The sequence below is a fragment of the Pseudomonas onubensis genome, assembly GCF_965653655.1.
Lineage (GTDB): Bacteria > Pseudomonadota > Gammaproteobacteria > Pseudomonadales > Pseudomonadaceae > Aquipseudomonas.
In genome coordinates this window covers 1-19,281 of sequence record NZ_CBFHAZ010000026.1, presented here as the reverse complement: position 1 = coordinate 19,281, position 19,281 = coordinate 1, and the positions used below count along the sequence as shown (strand labels likewise).

Below are 19,281 nucleotides of genomic sequence, written 5' to 3'. Positions count from 1 at the left end.
GGGCTTGCTCGCGAAAGCGGTGTGTCAGTCAATAATTACTTAACTGAGCCACCGCATTCGCGAGCAAGCCCGCTCCCACAGTTTTAACCGTGTTTATTCTTCAAAATGGATGGGGCATTTGTCGGGCCCTTCCAATTTCTTTAATTCTTCCACGACTTGCGGCCGCGCCCGGCGCAACGTCAGGCTGCGCCCCAAACCCACCAACCGCCGCGCCTCCTGGTGCAGCATCTCCACCCCGGAATAGTCGATAAAGTTAATCTGCTGTGCCTCGATCACCACCCGTTCGCCCTGCAAGCTTTGCAGCCGCACTTGCAGGTAATGGCTGGCGCCGAAAAAGATCGAACCGCCCACCCGTAACACATCCTCATCACCGTCGCGCCATTGCTGAACCCGCGGCTGCGAGGTGCGTTTGAGGTAGAAAAACAACGATGCCAGCACGCCCGCATAAATCGCCGTTTGCAGCTCCAGCAGCAAGGTCGCGACGCAGGTCAGGCTCATCACCACAAACTCGGCGCGGCTGACGCGGAACAGCGCGCGAATGCCACGATGATCCACCAGGCCCCAGCAAATCAGCAGGATGCTTGCAGCCATGCTCGGGATCGGAATGTGCGCGATCAGGGCCGCGCCGAACAACGCAAACAATGCCACCCAGAGCGCGGAAAACACGCCTGCCAAGGGCGAGCAGGCGCCTGCTTCATAGCTCAGGCCGGAGCGGGTAAAGGAGCCGGCCGACAAGTACCCGGAGAAAAAGCCGCCGATGATATTGGATAAACCCTGCGCACGGACTTCCTGATTGGCGTCGAGCAATTGCTGTGAACGCGCCGACAACGAGCGCGCAATCGACAGGCTGGTGACCAGCCCGAGCATGCCCACCGCCACGGCGCTGGGCAGCAGGCGCAGGAGCATGTCCAGGTCCATCGGCAGCGGGCTGAACGGCGGTAGTTTGCCGACAAACGAACTCACCAGCGCCACATGCCCGAACATCGCCGGCCACAGCCACGCCACCAGGCTGCCCAGCGCCAGCGCAATCAACAGGGTTGGCCAACGCGGGACCAGGTATTTGAGCAGCGCGCCCACCAGCAAGGTGCCCAGGCCCAGTGCCAGTGAGGCGTGGTCCCATTCCCCGGCATGCTCTACCAATGCCAGCAAGCTATTGATCGCCGTGGCCTGGCTGGGCAACTCCAGCCCCAGCAAGTTGGGCAATTGCCCCAAGGCAATCACCACGGCAGCGCCCAGAGTGAAACCCAGCACCACCGAATGCGAGACGAAGTTCACCAGCGCGCCGAAGCGCAGCATGCCCAGCAGCCACTGGAATACACCGGCAAGGAATGTGAGCAACAGGATCAACGTGATGTAGTCCTGCGAGCCAGGCACGGCCAGCGGACTGACGCTGGCATACAGGACTATGGAAATCGCCGCCGTCGGCCCACAGATCAGGTGCCAGGAGGAGCCCCACAGGCAGGCGATCAACACCGGGATGATGGCGGCATACAGGCCGTATTCGGGTGGGAGCCCAGCGATCAGCGCGTAGGCAATCGACTGCGGCAAGGCGAGCACGGCGCCGCTGAGCCCGACAATCGCATCGCGGCCGACGCTGGCGCGGGTTTGGCGCGGCAGCCAGGCGAGGAAGGGCAAGAGAGTGTGGCGGTTGGGCCGGGGCATCGTGAGCTCGGGTTGGAAGGTTTGAGCCAGAATATCAGTACACATTGGTCCCTGTGGGAGCGGGCTTGCTCGCGAATGCGGTGGTTCAGCCAATGAATCTATCAACTGACATACCGCATTCGCGAGCAAGCCCGCTCCCACATTCGGATTGCATCAGACCTTAGAGTTTGGCTTTGACAGCCGCCAGCGCATCCTTGCCATCCACGGTTTTCACGCCATCGAGCCACTTGTCCAATATCGCCGGGTTGGCTTTGATCCACGCTTTCGCCGCCTCGGCATTGCTGACTTTATTGTTGACCACCTGCGCCATGATGCTGTTCTCCATCTCTTGGGTAAAACTCAGGTTGGTCAGCAACTTTCCTACGTTCGGGCAGGCCTGTGCATAACCCTTGCGGGTCAAGGTATACACGCTGCCGGTGTCACCAAAATATTTCTCGCCGCCTTTGAGGTAGTGCATCTTCAATTGCACGTTCATCGGGTGTGGTGTCCAGCCGAGGAAGGTCACGAACTTCTGCTTTTTCACCGCCCGCGACACTTCGGCCAGCATCGCCTGCTCGCTCGACTCGATCAGCTTCCACTGGCCCAGGTCGAAGTCATTCTTCTTGATGATCTCCTGCAGCGAAATATTCGCCGGCGCGCCGGAGCCAATGCCGTAGATCTTCTTGTCGAACTTGTCGGCAAATTTGTTCAAGTCGGAAAAATCATGCACACCGGCGTCCCATACGTAGTCCGGCACGGCGAGGGTGAACTCGGTGCCGTCGAGGTTTTTCGCCAGTTGCACCACATCGCCATTGGCCACGAACTTGTCGTAGAAACCCTGCTGTGCCGGCATCCAGTTGCCCATGAACACATCCACCTGGCCATCCTTGAGCCCGCCAAACGTGATCGGCACCGCCAGGGTGTCGACCTTGGCCTTGTAGCCCATGCCGTTCAACAGGAAACCGGTGATGGCATTGGTGGCGGCGATATCGCTCCAGCCGGGATCGGCCATTTTTACCGTTTCGCAGCTAGTGTCTGCGTACACATTGGCGCTGCCCAGCACCAACATACTCAGTACCACGGTCAACTTTTGCATGGCCTTCCCTCTGTCTATTTATTGGTTTTGGCAGGGTTGTGGATAACGTGCCTTGCGCTCCAGGTCGTCGAGGTCGATATGGTTGCGCATGTATTGCTGGCTGGCGTCCACCAGTGGCTGGTGATCCCAGCTCTTCAGCTTGCCCTGGGTCAGCGCCTCGAACACCAGGCGGCGACGGCGTTGGCTGGCGAGCACCTGCTGGTGGATCGCCGGGATGTCCCATTTGGCCCGCGCTTCATTCAAAAACGCCTCGAACAGTGGCCGGTGTTCCGGTGACTGGCTGAGGTCTTCCCGCTCGTGCGGGTCGTTGTGTACATCGAACAGTAGACAAGGGTCGTCTTCGCTGTAGATGAATTTGTAGGCACCGCGCCGAATCATCATCAGCGGGCTGATGGTGCCTTCGGCCATGTATTCGCCAAACACTTCGTCGTGCCCGCCCTGCCCTTGCAAGTGCGGGACCAGCGAGCGGCCGTCCAGCGCCAGGCGCGGGTCCAGTTCGCCGCCGGCCAGTTCAACCAGGGTGGGCAGCAGGTCGGCGGTGGACACAGCCTTGCTCACGCGCCCCGCCGCAAACTGGCCTGGCGCACTCACCAGCAGCGGTACGCGGGCAGCCATTTCAAACCAGTGCATTTTGTACCAGAGGCCACGCTCGCCGAGCATGTCGCCATGGTCGCCGGAGAAGATGATGACCGTGTCGTCGGCCAGGCCGGTGTCTTCCAGGGTTTGCAGGAGTTTGCCGACATTGCTGTCGATGTAGCTGCACGCGCCGAAGTAGGCGCGGCGCGCATCGCGGATCTTGTCCACAGGCAGCGGCTTGTCCCACAGGTCGTAAACCTTGAGCAGGCGCTGGGAATGCGGGTCGAGATCGCCTTGCGCGGGCGTCACTGGCATTGGGATGTCGCTGTCGTCGTACAGGTCCCAGAACGGCTTGGGGATGGTGTACGGGTCGTGCGGGTGCGTCATCGAGACGGTGAGGCAGAACGGCTGATTGCCGTCTTCACGGATATGGTCGAACAGATACTGCTGGGCCTTGAACACCACCTCTTCGTCGAAGTCCAGCTGATTGGTGCGCACGCACGGCCCGGCTTGCAGCACCGACGACATGTTGTGGTACCAGGTGGGGCGCACGTCCGGTTCATCCCAGTTCACCGCCCAGCCATAGTCGGCCGGGTAGATGTCGCTGGTCAGGCGTTCTTCATAACCGTGCAACTGATCCGGCCCGCAGAAATGCATCTTGCCCGACAGTGCCGTGCGGTAACCGAGGCGGCGCAGGTAGTGGGCATAGGTCGGTACATCGGCGGGGAAATCGGCGGCGTTGTCGTAGGCGCCAATCTTGCTCGGCAACTGGCCGCTCACCAGGGTGAAGCGTGAGGGCGCGCACAACGGGCTGTTGCAGTAGGCGGCGTCAAACACCACGCCTTGTTCGGCGAGGCGGCTCAGGTTCGGCAACTCGATTGGGGAAGGTCCGTAGAACGGCAGCATCGGCGCGGCCATTTGATCGGCCATGATGAAAAGAATGTTCTTGCGCTTCATGATCTATCGGCATTCCATAGGCGGTGTTTATGCGAATGAGCATGCGGCCCATGGAAAATGGGGTAAAGCCCATGAAAAGCAATGTCTAGGATAAGCACAGCTTATGTATGAAGCCCTCGGTGATCTGTCCCTCGACCTGCTGCGTGCCTTTGAAGCAGCGGCGCGCCATCGCAGCTTTACCGCCGCTGCGATGGAACTGGGCACTACGCAGCCAGCCATCAGCCAGCAGATCAAGCGCCTTGAAGAGCAACTGGCGATCCGTCTGTTTGATCGCATCTACCGAGGCATCGAACTGACGGATGCAGGCGCGCTGTTGTTCGAACAGGTGCAAGGCGGTTTGCAGGCCATCAACCAAGGCCTCAGCGCGATCACCCAGCAGGACCAGCACGAAGTGCTGCAAGTGGCCACCGACTTCGCCTTCGCCGCCTACTGGCTGATGCCACGCCTGCATCGCTTTCACCAGGCCAACCCGCAGGTGGACGTCAGCCTGGTGACCAGCGAACGCAACCACGCCACGTTGCGCAGCGATATCGACGTGGCGGTGTTGTTTGGCGATGGTCGTTTCAAGCAGGGCGAGAGCTTGTGGCTGTTCAACGAGGAGGTGTTTCCGGTGTGCAGCCCGCAATGGCTCAAGGCCCAGTCCACGCCACTGACGGTGCAAAATCTGCACGATTACCCGCTGCTGCACCTGCGCCAGGAAAACAACAGCCAATGGTTCGACTGGAGCGGCATGTTTCGTGAGTTGGGCATCACCACGGCGCCCACGCCTGGGCAATTGCGCTTCGACAATTACACCCTGCTGATCCAGGCCGCGATTGCCGGCCAGGGCGTGGCCATCGGCTGGCGCCATTTGGTGGATAACCTGCTGGAGCAGAACTGGTTGTGCCGGCCGATCAGCGACACCGTGATCTCGCGCTTCGGTTATTACGTAGTGCAACCCCAGCGCAAACGCCGGGGGCAATTGGTCGAGCGCTTTGTCGAGTGGCTGGTGGCCGAGCAAGCCAGCAGCGCGCAGTCGTTGACTGGGCTAGCCCTGCCGTCGATTGCGGTCTAGGATCGGCGCATATTGGATCCGGATTTCGCCATGCAACGTATCAAGGGCTACCACGCCCATATCTACTTTGACGCCAGCACCATCGACCAGGCGCGCAAGCTCTGCGAAGACGCGGCCAAGCTGTTCCCGCTGCGTATGGGCCGTGTACACGAAAGACCGGTTGGCCCGCACCCGGACTGGAGCTGCCAGCTGGCGTTCGAGCCGGAATACATCGGCGTGGTGCTGCCGTGGCTGGCGCTGCATCGCGACGGGCTGGTGGTGTTCCTGCACCCGGATACCGGCGATGACTTGAAGGACCACACCGATTACGCGATCTGGATGGGCGCGATGCGCGAGCTGAACCTGTCCATTTTTTAACCACTGTTGCAACTAATCCCATCACCTTGTGCAAAGGCGATGGGATTTTTTATTAAATAAACCCAATATGTGGGACTGTTATTTATATATTGAGATATCGCCAGTCATAGGTTTATATTCGCCCATCTGCTTTTTTCAGCACCCACTCATTTCAGGTGAAGCGATGCAGGCGCAATTGATCGCGCTCGACTGGGGGACCAGCTCCCTTCGTGCTTACAAACTCGGCCCGGAAGGCTGCGTGCTCGAACAGCGCGCACTGGCGTTCGGCATCATGCACCTGCCCAGTGAACCTCGGGAGATTGCCGGCGCGCTCTGCAGCGATGGTTTTGAGTTGGCGTTCGATGCGGCCTGCGGCGACTGGCTCGACGCGCAGCCCGGCCTGCCGGTAATTGCCTGCGGCATGGTCGGCAGCGCCCAGGGCTGGAGCGAAGCGGCTTACCGCAAGACGCCCGTCGACGTCGCCAGCCTCGGCCAGGCCTTGCACCCAGTGTGTAGCCTGCGCGGGGTGCAGGTGCACATTGTGCCGGGTGTGATCGAGCGGGTCGGCTTGCCCAATGTGATGCGTGGCGAAGAAACCCAAGTGCTGGGTGTGCTGCAGGGCCTGGGCGCCGACGTGTTGATCGGCCTGCCGGGCAGCCATTCCAAATGGGTCGAGGTGGTTGAAGGTTGCATCACCCACTTCGACACGTTCATGACCGGCGAGCTGTTTGCGGTACTCAGCAAGCACAGCATTCTTGGGCGTACCCAGCAACCGTCCGAAAAATTCCAGGGCGAGGCCTTTGATCGTGGCGTGCGCGTGGCGCTCTCGGAGGATGGCCAGCGCGGCGTGCTGTCGACCTTGTTCAGCGCCCGCACGCTGGGCTTGACCGGCGAACTGGCACCTGACGAGCAGCCCGATTATCTGTCCGGCCTGTTGATCGGCCACGAACTTGCCGGCTTGCCACCGCAGGCCAAACACAAGCCTATCGTCCTGGTCGGCGCCGCCAACCTCTGCGCCCGCTACCAACGCGCCCTCGCCCTCTGCGGCTTTGCCCACGTCAGCCTCGCGCAGGAAGCCACCGAGCGCGGCCTGTGGCAATTGGCCGTCGCCGCTGGGCTCACTCAACCTGTACTGGAGGCCTGACATGCTCAAGCAAGCACTCGCATACAACGGTTTGATCGCAATTTTGCGCGGCGTGCGCCCGGATGAAGTGCGGGCGATTGGCCAGGTGCTCTATGAGGCCGGTTTTCGCGTGATCGAAGTGCCACTGAATTCGCCGGAGCCTTACACCAGCATCCGCACCCTGCGCGACACCTTGCCCGCCGATTGCCTGATCGGCGCGGGCACCGTGCTGACTCCGGAACAGGTCGAGCAGGTCAAAGCCGCTGGCGGCCAAGTCATCGTCATGCCCCACAGCGATGCCAAGGTATTGCGTGCCGCCAAGGCGGCGGGCTTGTTCCTGTCGCCGGGTGTGGCGACGCCGACCGAAGCCTTCGCCGCGTTGGCCGAAGGCGCGGATGTATTGAAGCTGTTCCCGGCCGAGCAAATGGGCCCGGCGGTGATCAAGGCGTGGCTGGCGGTACTGCCGACCGGCACCTTGCTGCTGCCGGTGGGCGGCGTGACCCCAGGCAACATGCAAGTGTATTTCGACGCTGGCGCCAAGGGCTTTGGCCTGGGTTCCGGGTTGTTCAAACCGGGCATGTCGGTAGACCAAGTGGCGAGCAATGCCCAGGCCTATGTCGCGGCCTGGAACGCGCTTAACTGAACTCAAGGTTTGCGCCACTGGCGCTGCATCGATAAGAGAGATAAGAAGATGAAAATCACCAAACTGACCACCTTTATCGTCCCGCCGCGCTGGTGCTTCCTCAAGGTCGAGACCGACCAGGGTGTGACTGGCTGGGGTGAGCCTGTGGTGGAGGGCCGCGCCCACACCGTGGCTGCCGCCGTCGAAGAACTGTCCGACTACCTGATCGGCAAAGACCCACGCAATATCGAAGACATATGGACCGTGCTCTATCGTGGTGGCTTCTACCGTGGCGGCGCGGTGCACATGAGCGCCCTCGCCGGTATCGACCAGGCGCTGTGGGACATCAAGGGCAAGGCGCTCGGCGTGTCGGTCAGCGACCTGTTGGGTGGCCAGGTGCGTGACAAGATCCGCGTGTATTCCTGGATCGGCGGCGACCGCCCCGCCGACACCGCCCGCGCCGCCAAAGAGGCCGTGGCCCGTGGCTTCACCGCCGTGAAAATGAATGGCACCGAAGAATTGCAGTTCGTCGACAGCTTCGAAAAAGTCGACCTGGCACTGGCCAACGTAGCCGCAGTGCGAGATGCGGTCGGGCCTAACGTCGGCATCGGCGTCGACTTCCATGGCCGTGTGCACAAGCCCATGGCCAAGGTGCTGATGAAAGAGCTGGACCCGTACAAGTTGATGTTTATCGAAGAGCCGGTGCTCAGCGAAAACTACGAAGCGCTCAAAGAGCTGGCGCCGCTGACCAGCACGCCGATTGCCCTGGGCGAGCGGCTGTTTTCGCGTTGGGACTTCAAGCGTGTGCTCAGCGAAGGTTATGTCGACATCATCCAGCCGGACGCGTCCCACGCTGGCGGCATCACCGAAACCCGCAAGATCGCCAACATGGCCGAAGCTTACGACGTGGCCCTGGCCCTGCACTGTCCGCTGGGTCCGATTGCCCTGGCGGCGTGCCTGCAATTGGACGCGGTTTGCTACAACGCGTTTATCCAGGAGCAAAGCCTGGGCATCCACTACAACGAGAGCAACGACCTGCTCGATTACGTGCGCGACCCAGGCGTGTTCGACTATGACAAAGGCTTCGTGAAGATCCCCAACGGGCCGGGTCTGGGCATTGAGATCAACGAGGAATACGTGATCGAACGCGCCGCCATCGGCCACCGCTGGCGTAACCCGATCTGGCGGCATGCCGACGGCAGCTTTGCCGAGTGGTAATTCCTTACTGAAGGAATGCGGTCAAGTGTGGGAGCGGGCTTGCTCGCGAATGCGGTAGCTCAGTTGCGGATGTGTTGAATGACACACCGTATTCGCGAGCAAGCCCGCTCCCACAGTTTTGATCCAGTTTCTTCAGTCAGGCCCCATTCCGGACCTCAATAATCACAAGAAGAGGCAACCCCCCATGCACCCTGAATCCTTCACTGGGCAGGCTTCTCTCGTCACGCCCAGCAGAAAGCGTTTCTTCATCATGGTGCTGCTGTTTATCACCGTGGTAATCAACTACCTCGACCGCAGCAACCTGTCGATTGCCGCCCCGGCGCTGACCAGCGAACTGGGGATCGACCCGGTGCATGTCGGGCTGATCTTCTCCGCGTTCGGCTGGACCTACGCCGCCATGCAAATCCCCGGCGGCTGGCTGGTGGACCGCGTGCCGCCGCGCATTCTCTACACCGTGGCGCTGCTGTTGTGGTCCATCGCCACGGTGATGCTGGGGTTTGCTGCCAGCTTTATTGCGCTGTTCGTGCTGCGCATGGCCGTCGGCGCCCTGGAAGCACCGGCCTATCCAATCAACAGCCGCGTGGTCACCACCTGGTTTCCCGAGCGCGAGCGTGCCACCGCGATTGGTGTTTACACCTCCGGGCAGTTTGTCGGGCTGGCGTTTCTGACGCCGGTGTTGGCCTGGCTGCAGCACGCATTCGGTTGGCACATGGTGTTTGTCGCCACCGGTGGTGTCGGCATTCTGTGGGCGCTGATCTGGTACGCGGTGTACCGCGAGCCGAAGGATTTCAAAGGCGCTAACGCGGCAGAAATCGAGCTGATCCGCGAGGGCGGCGGCCTGGTGGATATGCAGGCGAAAGCGGTCAAGGCGCCGTTCAGTTGGGTCGACCTCGGGATAGTGCTAAGCAAGCGCAAGCTGTGGGGCATTTACCTGGGGCAGTTCTGCCTGAACTCGACACTGTGGTTTTTCCTGACGTGGTTCCCGACCTACCTGGTGAAATACCGCGGCATGGACTTCATCAAGTCCGGGCTGCTGGCGTCGCTGCCTTTCCTCGCTGCGTTTATCGGCGTGCTGTGTTCGGGGATTTTTTCTGATTGGCTGATTCGCCGGGGCACGTCGGTAGGGTTTGCGCGCAAGCTGCCGATCATTGGTGGGCTGCTGATTTCCACGGCGATCATCGGCGCCAACTATGTGGACTCGACGGCCTGGGTGATCGCATTTCTGGCGGTGGCGTTCTTTGGCAATGGCCTGGCGTCGATCACCTGGTCATTGGTGTCGACTTTGGCGCCAGCGCGGTTGCTGGGGCTGACGGGTGGGGTGTTTAACTTCATCGGCAACTTGTCGGCGATTACCACGCCGATTGTGATTGGCTTTCTGGCCAGTGGAAATTCGTTTGCGCCGGCGATTACTTATATTGCGGTACTGGCTTTACTGGGGGCGCTGTCCTACGTGTTGCTGGTGGGCAAGGTCGAGCGCATAGAGCTGTAGATAAAAACCTGTGGCGAGGGAGCTTGCTCCCGCTGGGCTGCGTAGCAGCCCCAAAAAAACGGGAGCGCTGCGCACTGGAACGCCAGCCCGGTCCAGCGGGAGCAAGCTCCCTCGCCACAAAAGCATCTCGGGGCTAGTAGAGGGCGCCATCCAGGATCTGGTAGACGATGCTGGTGCCGATGGCGATCAACACGACATCGCCGCCGGACCGGCGCCATTCATACCCTGGGTATTGCGGCAGATGGGCCAAGGCGCGGTTGTCGAGGCGTTCGCCGTAGTAGTTGCGTGGCAGTGGTTGGCCCCGCACCAGGCGCACGCCGGGCGGTGGTGGTGCGCCACGGCGGAAGTCGTTGTGGTTGTCACGAATCACCTGGCGCACCGGGCCGAAATCCTGAGGTGGGCCGCCACGACGGTTATCCTGCGGGCCGCGATGGTCGTCACCGCGTTGCTCGTACTGGCCTTGCGGGCCGCCACGGCCTGGGCCATCGCCGCGTTGGTCGGGCGGCGCGGCTTGCGCCAGGGCACTTGCGCCGAGCATCAACACGCCAAGACCTGCGATCCAGCGTTTGGGCATTTTCATGGGGGCTTTCCTCAGTACTGCACGAACAAAAAAGGGATTTCGAACGAAGCTCGAAATCCCTTGGTCTTGTCAGTTTAGGTACTGGATTACCCAGATGATTCCTCTGTATCAGGAACTTTACCCATTGCTACACGCCGCTTACTTACGGGCGTTACGGACACCTTCCGACAGGGCTGCACACAGGGTCAATACCCCATCGATTGCTTGCTGATCATTTTTCGCGGTGGCGATGTGATCGATCAGCGCCGAACCTACCACCACACCGTCTGCCAGACGGGCGATAGCGGCGGCTTGTTCCGGCGTGCGAATACCAAAGCCGATGCTGATTGGCAGGTCGGTATGCCGACGCAGGCGGGTCACGGCTTCTTCGACGTGTTCCAGGGTGGCGGCACCGGCACCGGTCACACCGGCCACCGACACGTAATACACAAAACCGGAGCTGCCATTAAGTACGGTTGGCAGGCGCACGTCATCGGTGGTCGGCGTGGTCAGGCGGATAAAGTCGATGCCTGCGGCCTGGGCCGGGTCGCACAGCTCGCCGTTATGCTCAGGGGGCATGTCGACCACGATCAAGCCGTCTACGCCGGCTTCTTTGGCGTCGGCGATAAACTTGGGCACACCGTATTTGTGGATCGGGTTGAAGTAACCCATCAGCACCAGTGGCGTGTCCTGGTTGTCTTTGCGGAACTCGCGGACCATCTGCAGGGTTTTCAGCAGGTTCTGTTTGGCTTCCAGCGCACGGATGTTGGCCAGTTGAATCGCCGGGCCGTCGGCCATCGGGTCGGTGAACGGCATGCCCAACTCGATCACGTCGGCACCGGCGGCGGGCAAGCCCTTGAGGATCGCCAGCGAAGTGTCATAACCCGGGTCGCCGGCGGTGACGAAGGTCACCAGGGCGGCGCGGTTTTGTTCTTTCAGTTGCGCAAAGCGGGTTTGCAGGCGGCTCATCAGTGTTTCTCCTGCGTCGACTGCTCTTGTTGAGAGAGGTCCATGTGGTGCATCACGGTCTGCATGTCTTTGTCGCCACGGCCGGACAGGTTCACCACCATCAGGTGATCTTTCGGCAAGGTCGGTGCGCGTTTGAACACTTCAGCCAGGGCATGGGCGCTTTCCAGCGCAGGAATAATCCCTTCCAGGCGGCAGCATTTGTGGAAGGCTTCAAGGGCTTCGTCGTCGGTCACCGAGGTGTACTGAACGCGGCCGATATCATGCAACCACGCGTGCTCAGGGCCGATGCCTGGGTAGTCGAGGCCGGCGGAAATCGAGTGGGCGTCGATGATCTGGCCGTCGTCGTCCTGCAACAGGAAGGTGCGGTTGCCGTGCAGCACGCCCGGTACGCCGCCGTTGAGACTGGCGGCGTGCTTGCCGGTTTCGATGCCGTGGCCGGCGGCTTCAACGCCAATGATCTCCACGCTGGTGTCATCCAGGAACGGGTGGAACAGGCCCATGGCGTTGGAGCCACCGCCGATGCATGCCACCAGGCTGTCCGGCAGGCGGCCTTCCTGGGCTTGCAACTGGTCGCGGGTTTCCTTGCCGATCACGGCCTGGAAGTCGCGCACCATCGCGGGATACGGGTGTGGGCCAGCCACAGTGCCGATCAGGTAGAAGGTGCTGTCGACGTTAGTCACCCAGTCACGCAGGGCTTCGTTCATCGCGTCTTTAAGGGTGCCGGTGCCGGCGACCACCGGGATCACTTCTGCGCCCAGCAGCTTCATGCGGAACACGTTGGCCTGCTGGCGCTCGATGTCGGTGGTGCCCATGTAGATCACGCAATCGAGGCCAAAGCGCGCCGCCACGGTGGCGGTGGCCACGCCGTGCATGCCCGCGCCGGTCTCGGCGATGATGCGTTTTTTGCCCATGCGCCGCGCCAGCAGGATCTGGCCGATGCAGTTGTTAATCTTGTGCGCGCCGGTGTGGTTGAGCTCTTCGCGCTTGAGGTAGATCTTGGCGCCGCCACAGAAGTCGGTCAGGCGCTCGGCGAAGTACAGCGGGCTTGGGCGCCCGACATAGTCGCGTTGGAAGTAGGCCAATTCTTCGTTGAAGGCCGGATCGATCTTGGCCGCTTCGTATTCACGGGCCAGGTCGAGGATCAACGGCATCAGGGTTTCAGCGACGTAGCGGCCGCCGAACGCGCCAAACAGGCCGTTGGCGTCGGGGCCGTTGCGAAGGTCGGTCTGGGACTGAGTCATGGGGCGCTCCAGGAAAGAAGGTGAGGAGAGGCAATGACGGCCACTCTACCCCTGACGCTTCACGCTGAAAACCGATAAGATCGCCACAACCTGTCAGGAAAACTCACAGATGAGCCGAGACCTTCCACCCCTCAATGCCTTGCGTGCGTTTGAGGCCACCGCCCGCTTGAACAGCGTCAGCCAGGCGGCTGAGCAACTGCATGTGACCCATGGTGCAGTCAGCCGCCAGTTGAAGGTGTTGGAAGAACACCTGGGTGTCAGCCTGTTCGCCAAAGACGGGCGCGGCCTTAAACTCACAGATGCAGGCGTTCGGCTCAGGGATGCCAGTGCCGAAGCGTTCGAGCGTTTAAGGGATGTTTGCGCCGAGCTGACCCAGGCCGGCGCCGATGCGCCCTTTGTGCTCGGCTGCTCGGGCAGTTTGCTGGCGCGCTGGCTGATTCCGCGCCTGGGCCGCTTGAACGCTGATCTGCCCGACTTGCGTTTGCACCTGTCGGCGGGTGACGGCGACCTCGACCCACGGCGCCCCGGCCTGGATGCCCTGCTGGTTTTTGCTGAGCCGCCGTGGCCAGCCGACATGCAGGTGTACGAATTGGCAAGTGAGCGAATCGGCCCGGTAATGAGCCCGCGCTTTGCCGGTTACGAACGCCTGCGCCAAGCGCCGCCCCAAGCCCTGTGCGGTGAAGCCTTGTTACACACCACCTCGCGCCCGCAAGCCTGGCCCAGTTGGGCACAGCAGCACGGCATCGAGCCGGGCGCGTTGAAGCACGGCCAGGGTTTTGAGCATTTGTATTATTTGCTGGAGGCGGCGGTGGCAGGTTTGGGTGTGGCGATTGCGCCCGAACCGCTGGTGGCAGAGGACCTGCTCGCGGGTCGCCTGGTGGCGCCGTGGGGTTTCAGCGAAACCCCGGCGCACCTGGCGTTGTGGCTACCCAAGCGCGCCGCAGACGGGCGCGCGGGTCAGTTGGCGCAGTGGCTCAAGGCTGAGCTGTTGCGCCAGCCCGCTTAGTCACCGCGTTTGCACAGCAGGTAAGCGGCCAGCAGGCCCAGCGCGCCAACGGCAACGCCAGCGGTAGTCCATGGGTGCTCTTGTGCGTAGTCGCGGGTTGCCGCGCTGGTTTCGCGGATTTTGACTTTGCTTTCTTCGTAGGCATCGCTGATCAAGTGGCGGGAGTGCTTGAGGGCATTCTCGGCATTGCTTTTCAGGGCCTTCAGCGTTTTGCGCGACTCATCGGACGCATCGTCCTTGAGGCTCTCAAGGGACTTGAGCAGGCTCGAAATCTCGGCTTCCATGCTTTCCAGCGACGCTTTGCGTAAAGAAGTGTTGGCCATGTGGAACTCTCCTGAAGTGATTGAGTGGCATGTGTAGATACCGACTCCTGGGTTTTCAGAAAGTGCAGTAAATCTGAACTTTCGAGTGGGATTGGTCGCCAGAAGCAGTACGAAGATTCACTGCTACGCTCACTAGAGACCTCAGGAGAAACGTTATGTCTGATCATCACACCTACAAGAAAGTCGAACTGGTCGGCTCCTCGACCACCAGCATCGAAGATGCAATCAACAACGCTATCGCTGAAGCGCATAAGAGCATCAAGCACTTGGAGTGGTTTGAAGTGACCGAAACCCGTGGCCACATCAAGGACGGCAAGGCCGCGCACTTTCAGGTCACGCTCAAGGTGGGATTCCGAATTGCCAGTAGTTGATCCCGTGAGTTGAACTTGCTGACTGGCCGATTGCCATAACCTGCGCTACAACCATTGGGTGCCGACGCCATAAGCGTCGGCACGCTCTTTTCGATCAGCGCAAGGAAAGTAACGGATGAAGAAGTTCCTGTTAGCGGTAGGTTTGTTGAGCATTGCGGGCACGGCCCTTGCGGCGGGCAAGCCTTGTGAAGAGCTGAAAGGTGAGCTCGCGGCGAAGCTCGACGCTAAAGGTGTTCAGCATTATTCGCTGGATGTTGTCGACAAAGGCGCGGCGGCCGATGGCAAAGTGATTGGCAGCTGCCAAGGCGGCACCAAGGAAATCGTCTACAAGCGCGGTTAATCCCGTGCAGACATGATTGTGGCGAGGGAGCTTGCTCCCGCTGGAGTGCGCAGCGCTCCCTTTCTTTTGGGGCCGCTACGCAGCCCAGCGGGAGCAAGCTCCCTCGCCACAGGTGCGTCGTTTTTTTTGCCTGCGGGTTATCAGCCCTTCATCACCTGCGCCAGCAGCTCGTAGGAATGAATCCGGTCGGCATGCTCATACAGGTCGCTGGTAAAGATCAGCTCATCGGCGCCGGTTTGCTCGATCAACACTTCCAACTTCGCGCGGATCTTCGCCGGGCTACCGACCATGGCCAGGCCCAGGAAGCTGCCGACCGCGTCTTTTTCATGGGGCAGCCACAGGCCGTCCATGGTTTTTACTGGCGGGCGCTGCACCAGGCTTTGCCCGCGCATCAGCGCCAGAATACGTTGGTACACCGAAGTGGCCAGGTAGTCGGCCTGCTCGTCGGTATCGGCGGCCACCAGCGGAATGCCGAGCATCACGTAGGGCTTGTCCAGCACGGCTGAAGGCTTGAAGTGATTGCGGTACACGCGAATCGCCTCGTGCATCAAACGGGGTGCGAAATGGGAGGCGAAGGCGTAGGGCAAGCCGCGCTCACCGGCCAGTTGCGCGCTGAACAGGCTGGAACCGAGCAGCCACACCGGCACGTTGGTGCCGGTGCCGGGTACGGCGATGATTCGTTGGTCGGGCGTGCGCGGGCCCAGGTAGGCCATCAGTTCGGCCACGTCTTCCGGAAACTCGTCAGCGCTGCCGGAGCGTTCACGGCGCAGGGCGCGGGCGGTCATCTGGTCGGAACCGGGGGCGCGGCCCAGGCCCAGGTCGATGCGGCCGGGGTACAGGCTTTCCAGGGTGCCGAACTGCTCGGCAATCACCAGCGGCGCGTGGTTGGGCAGCATCACGCCGCCGGAGCCGACGCGAATGGTCGAGGTGCCGCCGGCCAAATAACCCAGCAGCACCGAGGTGGCCGAGCTGGCGATGCCGTCCATATTGTGGTGTTCAGCTACCCAGAAACGGTTGTAGCCGAACTTTTCCACGTGCTGGGCCAGGTCCAGCGAGTTGCGCAATGACTGCGCGATGCTACCGTTGGCGCGCACGGGCACGAGGTCGAGGGTCGAGAACTTCACGTCGGACAGCGATTTCATAAGCCTGCTTCTCCATTAGGTGCGCAGGCTTATAGACGAACCAAAACCTGCCGCTTCATGTGCATGCTCTATGCAATGAGGGCATATACCCGAGATTCAATAGCAGCCTGCGAAATTTCCTACTGAATTGCTAGGTTTCTCCGACAAGATGAACTTTGCCGGGCCGTCTATCCTCAGAACCCTTACTGACGCAAAACCACCGTTCGAGGAGAAAGCTATGAGTATCGTTAAAAAAGCATCCGCGCATTGGGAAGGTGATCTGAAAACTGGCCTGGGTTCCATTTCCACGGAAACCGGCGTGCTGCGCGAAGCACCCTACGGCTTCAAGGCGCGTTTTGAGGGCGGCAAGGGCACCAACCCTGAAGAATTGATCGGCGCGGCCCACGCGGGCTGTTTCTCCATGGCATTTTCCATGATTCTGGGCGATGCGGGCCTTAAGGCCGACAGCATCGACACCCAGGCTGAAGTGACCCTGGACCAAGTGGACGGCGGCTTTGCGATTACCGCCGTGCACCTGGTGCTGAAAGCCAAGATCCCGGGCGCAAGCCAGGCGCAGTTCGAGGAACTGAGCAAAAAGGCGAAGGAAGGCTGCCCGGTGTCGAAAGTGCTGAACGCAAAAATCAGCCTGGATGCCACGCTGGTCTAACTGACACAGCAAGATCCCCTGTGGGAGCGGGCTTGCTCGCGAAAGCGGTTTTCCAGTCAATATTTCAGGTGACTGATACACCGCCTTCGCGAGCAAGCCCGCTCCCACATTTAGTTCTGCGTTAAATCAGAACTCGTGTTTCCTGGATGTGGTCCTATAGGCTATGCAGCCTTAGACGCACACCCGTGCGCAGTGCATTCACGGAGCTTCACACATGAAACGTTTTGCCTTGGCGATCATTTGCGGTGTATTGGCCACTTCGGCTGTGGCCGCGCCAAAAGATTGTGAAGAGCTCAGGAAAGAAATTGAGGTGAACATCCAGGCAAAGGCGATTCCGTCTTACACCCTGGAAATCATCACCGAGGAAGAAGCCGAAAACCACGATAGCGCCATGATCGTCGGCTCCTGCGAAAACGGCACCAAGCGCATCCTCTATCAGAAGAACAACAACTGATCAGATGCAGTTAACACTGCGCTCTTCAGCCAACAGCTGACGCGCCGTGTTGTACAGCCGGATGTTGGGCGTAAAAGCCAGCGAGCGCCCTTCCAGCACATAGCGCTGGCCTGCCTGGAAGTTGTCGTATTGCAGGGTCATGAAGCAGGTTCGGTCATGGATCTGGTCCAGGCCGCCAAAGCCGGTCCCGGTGTTCACTTCGAAATCAAAGCGCACCATTAACTCATGGCTGCCGGGTGGCACCTGGAAGAAACGTCCGTCATTGAGGTTCTTGCCGTCCAGGCGCTGGGCCATCACCAGTTTGGCGCCGGGTGTCGGTGTGGCGAAATCGATCCAGGCCTGGTGCGGGTCGACCGGCGGGATTGGGGTCGAAGCGCAGGCGCTGAGAAACAAGGCGGTGACGGGTAGCAAGAGCTGGCGCATGGCGGGCACTCAACGGTGGGTAAGAATTGAACCTGGCAGCCTGTGGCAACAGACTCTGTATCAGTATAAACACGCCACGGCATGGAAAAATTCCGTGCAGGCAGGATAGTCTGGCGAGCCAATAACCCAGGAGCGGTCGGTGCATGGTCAGGCGTTTTCTTCCAGGGTTGATGGTGCTGCTGCTCAGCGGCTGTTCCAGTGTGAGTTACTACAGCCAGTTGGCCAGCGGCCAGTGGCACTTGCTGCGGGCCCGGGAGCCGGTTGCCGAGGTCATCGCCGACCCTGCTCGCCCGCAGGCGTTGCGCGATCACCTGGAGCAATCGCAGAAGGCCCGCGCCTTTGCCAGTGAGCACCTGCACCTTCCTGACAACCAGAGCTACCGCCTGTACGCCGACATTGGCCGGCCTTATGTGGTCTGGAACGTGTTCGCCACGCAGGAGTTTTCCCTGTCGCCAGAAACCCACTGCTTCCCCATCGCTGGGTGCGTGGCCTATCGCGGTTATTACAACCAGGGCGCAGCACGCGGCGAAGCGGCGTTATTGCGGCAACAAGGCATGGACGTGTCGATTGGCGGCGTTGAAGCCTATTCCACCCTGGGCTGGTTCAACGACCCGATCATGAGTTCGATGATGAGTTGGGGTGACGAGCGCCTGGCCACGCTGATTTTCCACGAACTGGCGCACCAGCGTTTTTATGTAAAGGACGACACTGAGTTCAATGAGTCCTACGCCAACTTCGTCGAGCAGGAAGGCACCCGCCAATGGCGTGCGGCGCGGGGTTTGGCGCCGCTGAGCGATGCGGCGTTGCAGCAGCGTGATCAGTTTATCCGGTTGGTGCTCGATACCCGCAAACGCCTGGAGGCGTTGTACGCCCAGCCCTTGGCGGCGGATGTGATGCGAGAGGGCAAGGCGGCAGAGTTCGAGCGCCTGCGCAGTGAGTACCGGCACATGCGCGACAGCCAATGGGGCGGCGACAAGCGTTATGACGTGTGGGTCAACCAGCCGTTGAACAATGCGCGGTTGCTGCCGTTCGGGCTGTATGACCAGTGGGTGCCGGCGTTTGCGGCGTTGTTTGCGCAGCAAGGCGGGGATTGGGTGAAGTTTTTTGCGGCAGTGGAGAAGCTCGGTGGGTTGCCGGTTGAGCAGCGTAAGGCGGCGTTGCGACACTTGGAAGGTGGTGGCCAGTAGGGCCCCTTCGCGAGCAAGCCCGCTCCCACAGGGTGATGTGTGAACACGGTCAAATGTGGGAGGCCCCGCCACCTCTTCGATGTAGCGCTGTCGCGCATCAAACTGGTTCATCGTAAGGTTGAAGAACGCGGGCGGGGCAAAGGCCGTAACCAGCACTGGTGTGCCAGCACCCGAGTGGGAGAGTGGCCTGCACGGTATCGGCGTGGAGTCATTGTCGGCACAGCTAGCTGTGACCACGTATAAGAGAGTGAATCCGCTCGCCACCGTGTACCCCGCCCGCGTCATTCAATCCTGCGAGGAATTGTCATGACGCGCAAGAACCAAAAACGTTTTGAAGTTATCCACCCTGACTGCGCTGCCGTTGATGTTGGCGGCGGTGAACATTTGGCCGCCGTTGATCCGACCAAATGCGCTGACCCGGTTAAAAGGTTTTCAACCTTCACCGACGATTTGCACGCCATGGCCGATTGGTTTGAATCCATGGGCGTCAAGATGGTGGCGATGGAAG

General features: G+C 60.7%; 21 protein-coding genes and 1 pseudogene. 13 read left to right on the top strand and 9 right to left on the bottom strand.

Going from position 1 to position 19,281, the window contains the following annotated elements; genetic code table 11:
- Nucleotides 1-93: 93 nt before the first annotated feature.
- The 3 genes from ACTD9P_RS11535 to betC all read right to left on the bottom strand — a co-directional run bounded on the left by ACTD9P_RS11535 (nucleotide 94) and on the right by betC (nucleotide 4,270).
- A complete protein-coding gene (locus ACTD9P_RS11535; protein WP_438867831.1) occupies nucleotides 94-1,662 on the bottom strand; it encodes a SulP family inorganic anion transporter in 1,569 nt (522 codons plus the stop codon).
- A 160-nt stretch (nucleotides 1,663-1,822) separates the two neighbouring features.
- The gene (gene choX / locus ACTD9P_RS11530) at nucleotides 1,823-2,737 is read right to left on the bottom strand and encodes a choline ABC transporter substrate-binding protein (protein WP_438867830.1); all 915 of its coding nucleotides are present in this window, start codon (nucleotides 2,735-2,737) and stop codon (nucleotides 1,823-1,825) included.
- Between the two features lie 18 nt (nucleotides 2,738-2,755).
- A complete protein-coding gene (gene betC, locus ACTD9P_RS11525) occupies nucleotides 2,756-4,270 on the bottom strand; it encodes a choline-sulfatase (protein ID WP_438867829.1) in 1,515 nt (504 codons plus the stop codon).
- Between the two features lie 103 nt (nucleotides 4,271-4,373).
- Between betC and ACTD9P_RS11520 the strand changes: the two genes are divergently transcribed.
- The 6 genes from ACTD9P_RS11520 to ACTD9P_RS11495 all read left to right on the top strand — a co-directional run bounded on the left by ACTD9P_RS11520 (nucleotide 4,374) and on the right by ACTD9P_RS11495 (nucleotide 10,112).
- Entirely contained in the window at nucleotides 4,374-5,324 is a 951-nt protein-coding gene (locus ACTD9P_RS11520; protein WP_438867827.1) for a choline sulfate utilization transcriptional regulator, read from the top strand.
- 30 nt (nucleotides 5,325-5,354) lie between these two features.
- Nucleotides 5,355-5,681 (top strand): DOPA 4,5-dioxygenase family protein, encoded by a 327-nt coding sequence (locus tag ACTD9P_RS11515; protein WP_200430990.1) that lies wholly within the window; start codon nucleotides 5,355-5,357, stop codon nucleotides 5,679-5,681.
- Nucleotides 5,682-5,844: 163 nt separating this feature from the next.
- Nucleotides 5,845-6,804 (top strand): 2-dehydro-3-deoxygalactonokinase, encoded by a 960-nt coding sequence (locus tag ACTD9P_RS11510; protein WP_438867826.1) that lies wholly within the window; start codon nucleotides 5,845-5,847, stop codon nucleotides 6,802-6,804.
- 1 nt (nucleotide 6,805) lies between these two features.
- Complete coding sequence (locus ACTD9P_RS11505) at nucleotides 6,806-7,426, top strand: 2-dehydro-3-deoxy-6-phosphogalactonate aldolase (RefSeq protein ID WP_438867825.1); 621 nt, start codon at nucleotides 6,806-6,808, stop codon at nucleotides 7,424-7,426.
- Nucleotides 7,427-7,474: 48 nt separating this feature from the next.
- Entirely contained in the window at nucleotides 7,475-8,623 is a 1,149-nt protein-coding gene (gene dgoD / locus ACTD9P_RS11500) for a galactonate dehydratase (protein ID WP_017137927.1), read from the top strand.
- Nucleotides 8,624-8,807: 184 nt separating this feature from the next.
- Entirely contained in the window at nucleotides 8,808-10,112 is a 1,305-nt protein-coding gene (locus ACTD9P_RS11495) for an MFS transporter (protein ID WP_438867824.1), read from the top strand.
- Between the two features lie 133 nt (nucleotides 10,113-10,245).
- Here ACTD9P_RS11495 and ACTD9P_RS11490 read toward each other — a convergent pair whose 3' ends face one another.
- From ACTD9P_RS11490 to trpB, 3 genes are all read right to left on the bottom strand, one after another.
- The gene (locus ACTD9P_RS11490) at nucleotides 10,246-10,692 is read right to left on the bottom strand and encodes an anti-virulence regulator CigR family protein (protein WP_438867823.1); all 447 of its coding nucleotides are present in this window, start codon (nucleotides 10,690-10,692) and stop codon (nucleotides 10,246-10,248) included.
- Nucleotides 10,693-10,830: 138 nt separating this feature from the next.
- Nucleotides 10,831-11,640, bottom strand: a complete 810-nt coding sequence (gene trpA, locus ACTD9P_RS11485; RefSeq protein ID WP_438867822.1) for a tryptophan synthase subunit alpha — start codon at nucleotides 11,638-11,640, stop codon at nucleotides 10,831-10,833.
- Nucleotides 11,640-12,881: a tryptophan synthase subunit beta gene (trpB, locus tag ACTD9P_RS11480; RefSeq protein ID WP_438867821.1), complete on the bottom strand. Its 1,242-nt coding sequence runs from the start codon at nucleotides 12,879-12,881 to the stop codon at nucleotides 11,640-11,642. Before trpB ends, trpA begins: the two co-directional genes overlap by 1 nt.
- Before the next feature lie 109 nt (nucleotides 12,882-12,990).
- On the opposite strand from trpB, the gene ACTD9P_RS11475 reads away from it, so the two are divergent.
- Nucleotides 12,991-13,887: a LysR family transcriptional regulator gene (locus ACTD9P_RS11475; protein ID WP_438867820.1), complete on the top strand. Its 897-nt coding sequence runs from the start codon at nucleotides 12,991-12,993 to the stop codon at nucleotides 13,885-13,887.
- Here ACTD9P_RS11475 and ACTD9P_RS11470 read toward each other — a convergent pair.
- On the bottom strand, nucleotides 13,884-14,210 hold the full coding sequence (locus ACTD9P_RS11470; RefSeq protein ID WP_003187304.1) for an ElaB/YgaM/YqjD family protein: 327 nt from the start codon (nucleotides 14,208-14,210) through the stop codon (nucleotides 13,884-13,886). The genes ACTD9P_RS11475 and ACTD9P_RS11470 overlap by 4 nt on opposite strands.
- Before the next feature lie 155 nt (nucleotides 14,211-14,365).
- Here ACTD9P_RS11470 and ACTD9P_RS11465 point away from each other — a divergent pair, with 155 nt between their 5' ends.
- Nucleotides 14,366-14,581 (top strand): dodecin, encoded by a 216-nt coding sequence (locus tag ACTD9P_RS11465; RefSeq protein WP_016969657.1) that lies wholly within the window; start codon nucleotides 14,366-14,368, stop codon nucleotides 14,579-14,581.
- Nucleotides 14,582-14,696: 115 nt separating this feature from the next.
- Nucleotides 14,697-14,921, top strand: coding sequence for a DUF1161 domain-containing protein (locus ACTD9P_RS11460; protein ID WP_438867819.1), 225 nt, complete (start codon nucleotides 14,697-14,699; stop codon nucleotides 14,919-14,921).
- A gap of 140 nt (nucleotides 14,922-15,061) precedes the next feature.
- Here the strand turns inward: ACTD9P_RS11460 and ACTD9P_RS11455 are convergent, their stop codons facing one another.
- Nucleotides 15,062-16,063, bottom strand: a complete 1,002-nt coding sequence (locus ACTD9P_RS11455; protein ID WP_017137920.1) for an LLM class flavin-dependent oxidoreductase — start codon at nucleotides 16,061-16,063, stop codon at nucleotides 15,062-15,064.
- A 217-nt stretch (nucleotides 16,064-16,280) separates the two neighbouring features.
- On the opposite strand from ACTD9P_RS11455, the gene ACTD9P_RS11450 reads away from it, so the two are divergent.
- Nucleotides 16,281-16,709 carry an OsmC family protein gene (locus tag ACTD9P_RS11450; protein WP_017137919.1) on the top strand — a complete coding sequence of 143 codons (429 nt, stop codon included), beginning with the start codon at nucleotides 16,281-16,283 and terminating at the stop codon, nucleotides 16,707-16,709.
- 214 nt (nucleotides 16,710-16,923) lie between these two features.
- Nucleotides 16,924-17,163 (top strand): DUF1161 domain-containing protein, encoded by a 240-nt coding sequence (locus ACTD9P_RS11445; protein ID WP_438867818.1) that lies wholly within the window; start codon nucleotides 16,924-16,926, stop codon nucleotides 17,161-17,163.
- Here ACTD9P_RS11445 and ACTD9P_RS11440 read toward each other — a convergent pair whose 3' ends face one another.
- Nucleotides 17,164-17,586: a PA0061/PA0062 family lipoprotein gene (locus tag ACTD9P_RS11440; protein ID WP_438867817.1), complete on the bottom strand. Its 423-nt coding sequence runs from the start codon at nucleotides 17,584-17,586 to the stop codon at nucleotides 17,164-17,166. It lies immediately after the preceding gene.
- Nucleotides 17,587-17,729: 143 nt separating this feature from the next.
- On the opposite strand from ACTD9P_RS11440, the gene ACTD9P_RS11435 reads away from it, so the two are divergent.
- The gene (locus tag ACTD9P_RS11435; protein ID WP_438867816.1) at nucleotides 17,730-18,773 is read left to right on the top strand and encodes an aminopeptidase; all 1,044 of its coding nucleotides are present in this window, start codon (nucleotides 17,730-17,732) and stop codon (nucleotides 18,771-18,773) included.
- Between the two features lie 306 nt (nucleotides 18,774-19,079).
- A pseudogene (locus ACTD9P_RS11430) lies at nucleotides 19,080-19,281 on the top strand (IS110 family transposase); the annotation flags it as partial.

Coding starts and splice junctions, on each gene's coding strand:
- ACTD9P_RS11440 (WP_438867817.1), bottom strand. CDS start 17,586: ATGCGCCAGCTCTTGCTACCCGTCACCGCCTTGTTTCTCAGCGCCTGC.
- ACTD9P_RS11445 (WP_438867818.1), top strand. CDS start 16,924: ATGAAACGTTTTGCCTTGGCGATCATTTGCGGTGTATTGGCCACTTCG.
- ACTD9P_RS11490 (WP_438867823.1), bottom strand. CDS start 10,692: ATGAAAATGCCCAAACGCTGGATCGCAGGTCTTGGCGTGTTGATGCTC.
- ACTD9P_RS11455 (WP_017137920.1), bottom strand. CDS start 16,063: ATGAAATCGCTGTCCGACGTGAAGTTCTCGACCCTCGACCTCGTGCCC.
- dgoD (WP_017137927.1), top strand. CDS start 7,475: ATGAAAATCACCAAACTGACCACCTTTATCGTCCCGCCGCGCTGGTGC.
- ACTD9P_RS11495 (WP_438867824.1), top strand. CDS start 8,808: ATGCACCCTGAATCCTTCACTGGGCAGGCTTCTCTCGTCACGCCCAGC.
- ACTD9P_RS11520 (WP_438867827.1), top strand. CDS start 4,374: ATGTATGAAGCCCTCGGTGATCTGTCCCTCGACCTGCTGCGTGCCTTT.
- ACTD9P_RS11535 (WP_438867831.1), bottom strand. CDS start 1,662: ATGCCCCGGCCCAACCGCCACACTCTCTTGCCCTTCCTCGCCTGGCTG.
- ACTD9P_RS11475 (WP_438867820.1), top strand. CDS start 12,991: ATGAGCCGAGACCTTCCACCCCTCAATGCCTTGCGTGCGTTTGAGGCC.
- ACTD9P_RS11460 (WP_438867819.1), top strand. CDS start 14,697: ATGAAGAAGTTCCTGTTAGCGGTAGGTTTGTTGAGCATTGCGGGCACG.
- trpB (WP_438867821.1), bottom strand. CDS start 12,881: ATGACTCAGTCCCAGACCGACCTTCGCAACGGCCCCGACGCCAACGGC.
- betC (WP_438867829.1), bottom strand. CDS start 4,270: ATGAAGCGCAAGAACATTCTTTTCATCATGGCCGATCAAATGGCCGCG.
- choX (WP_438867830.1), bottom strand. CDS start 2,737: ATGCAAAAGTTGACCGTGGTACTGAGTATGTTGGTGCTGGGCAGCGCC.
- ACTD9P_RS11435 (WP_438867816.1), top strand. CDS start 17,730: ATGGTCAGGCGTTTTCTTCCAGGGTTGATGGTGCTGCTGCTCAGCGGC.
- ACTD9P_RS11515 (WP_200430990.1), top strand. CDS start 5,355: ATGCAACGTATCAAGGGCTACCACGCCCATATCTACTTTGACGCCAGC.
- ACTD9P_RS11505 (WP_438867825.1), top strand. CDS start 6,806: ATGCTCAAGCAAGCACTCGCATACAACGGTTTGATCGCAATTTTGCGC.
- ACTD9P_RS11510 (WP_438867826.1), top strand. CDS start 5,845: ATGCAGGCGCAATTGATCGCGCTCGACTGGGGGACCAGCTCCCTTCGT.
- ACTD9P_RS11470 (WP_003187304.1), bottom strand. CDS start 14,210: ATGGCCAACACTTCTTTACGCAAAGCGTCGCTGGAAAGCATGGAAGCC.
- ACTD9P_RS11465 (WP_016969657.1), top strand. CDS start 14,366: ATGTCTGATCATCACACCTACAAGAAAGTCGAACTGGTCGGCTCCTCG.
- ACTD9P_RS11450 (WP_017137919.1), top strand. CDS start 16,281: ATGAGTATCGTTAAAAAAGCATCCGCGCATTGGGAAGGTGATCTGAAA.
- trpA (WP_438867822.1), bottom strand. CDS start 11,640: ATGAGCCGCCTGCAAACCCGCTTTGCGCAACTGAAAGAACAAAACCGC.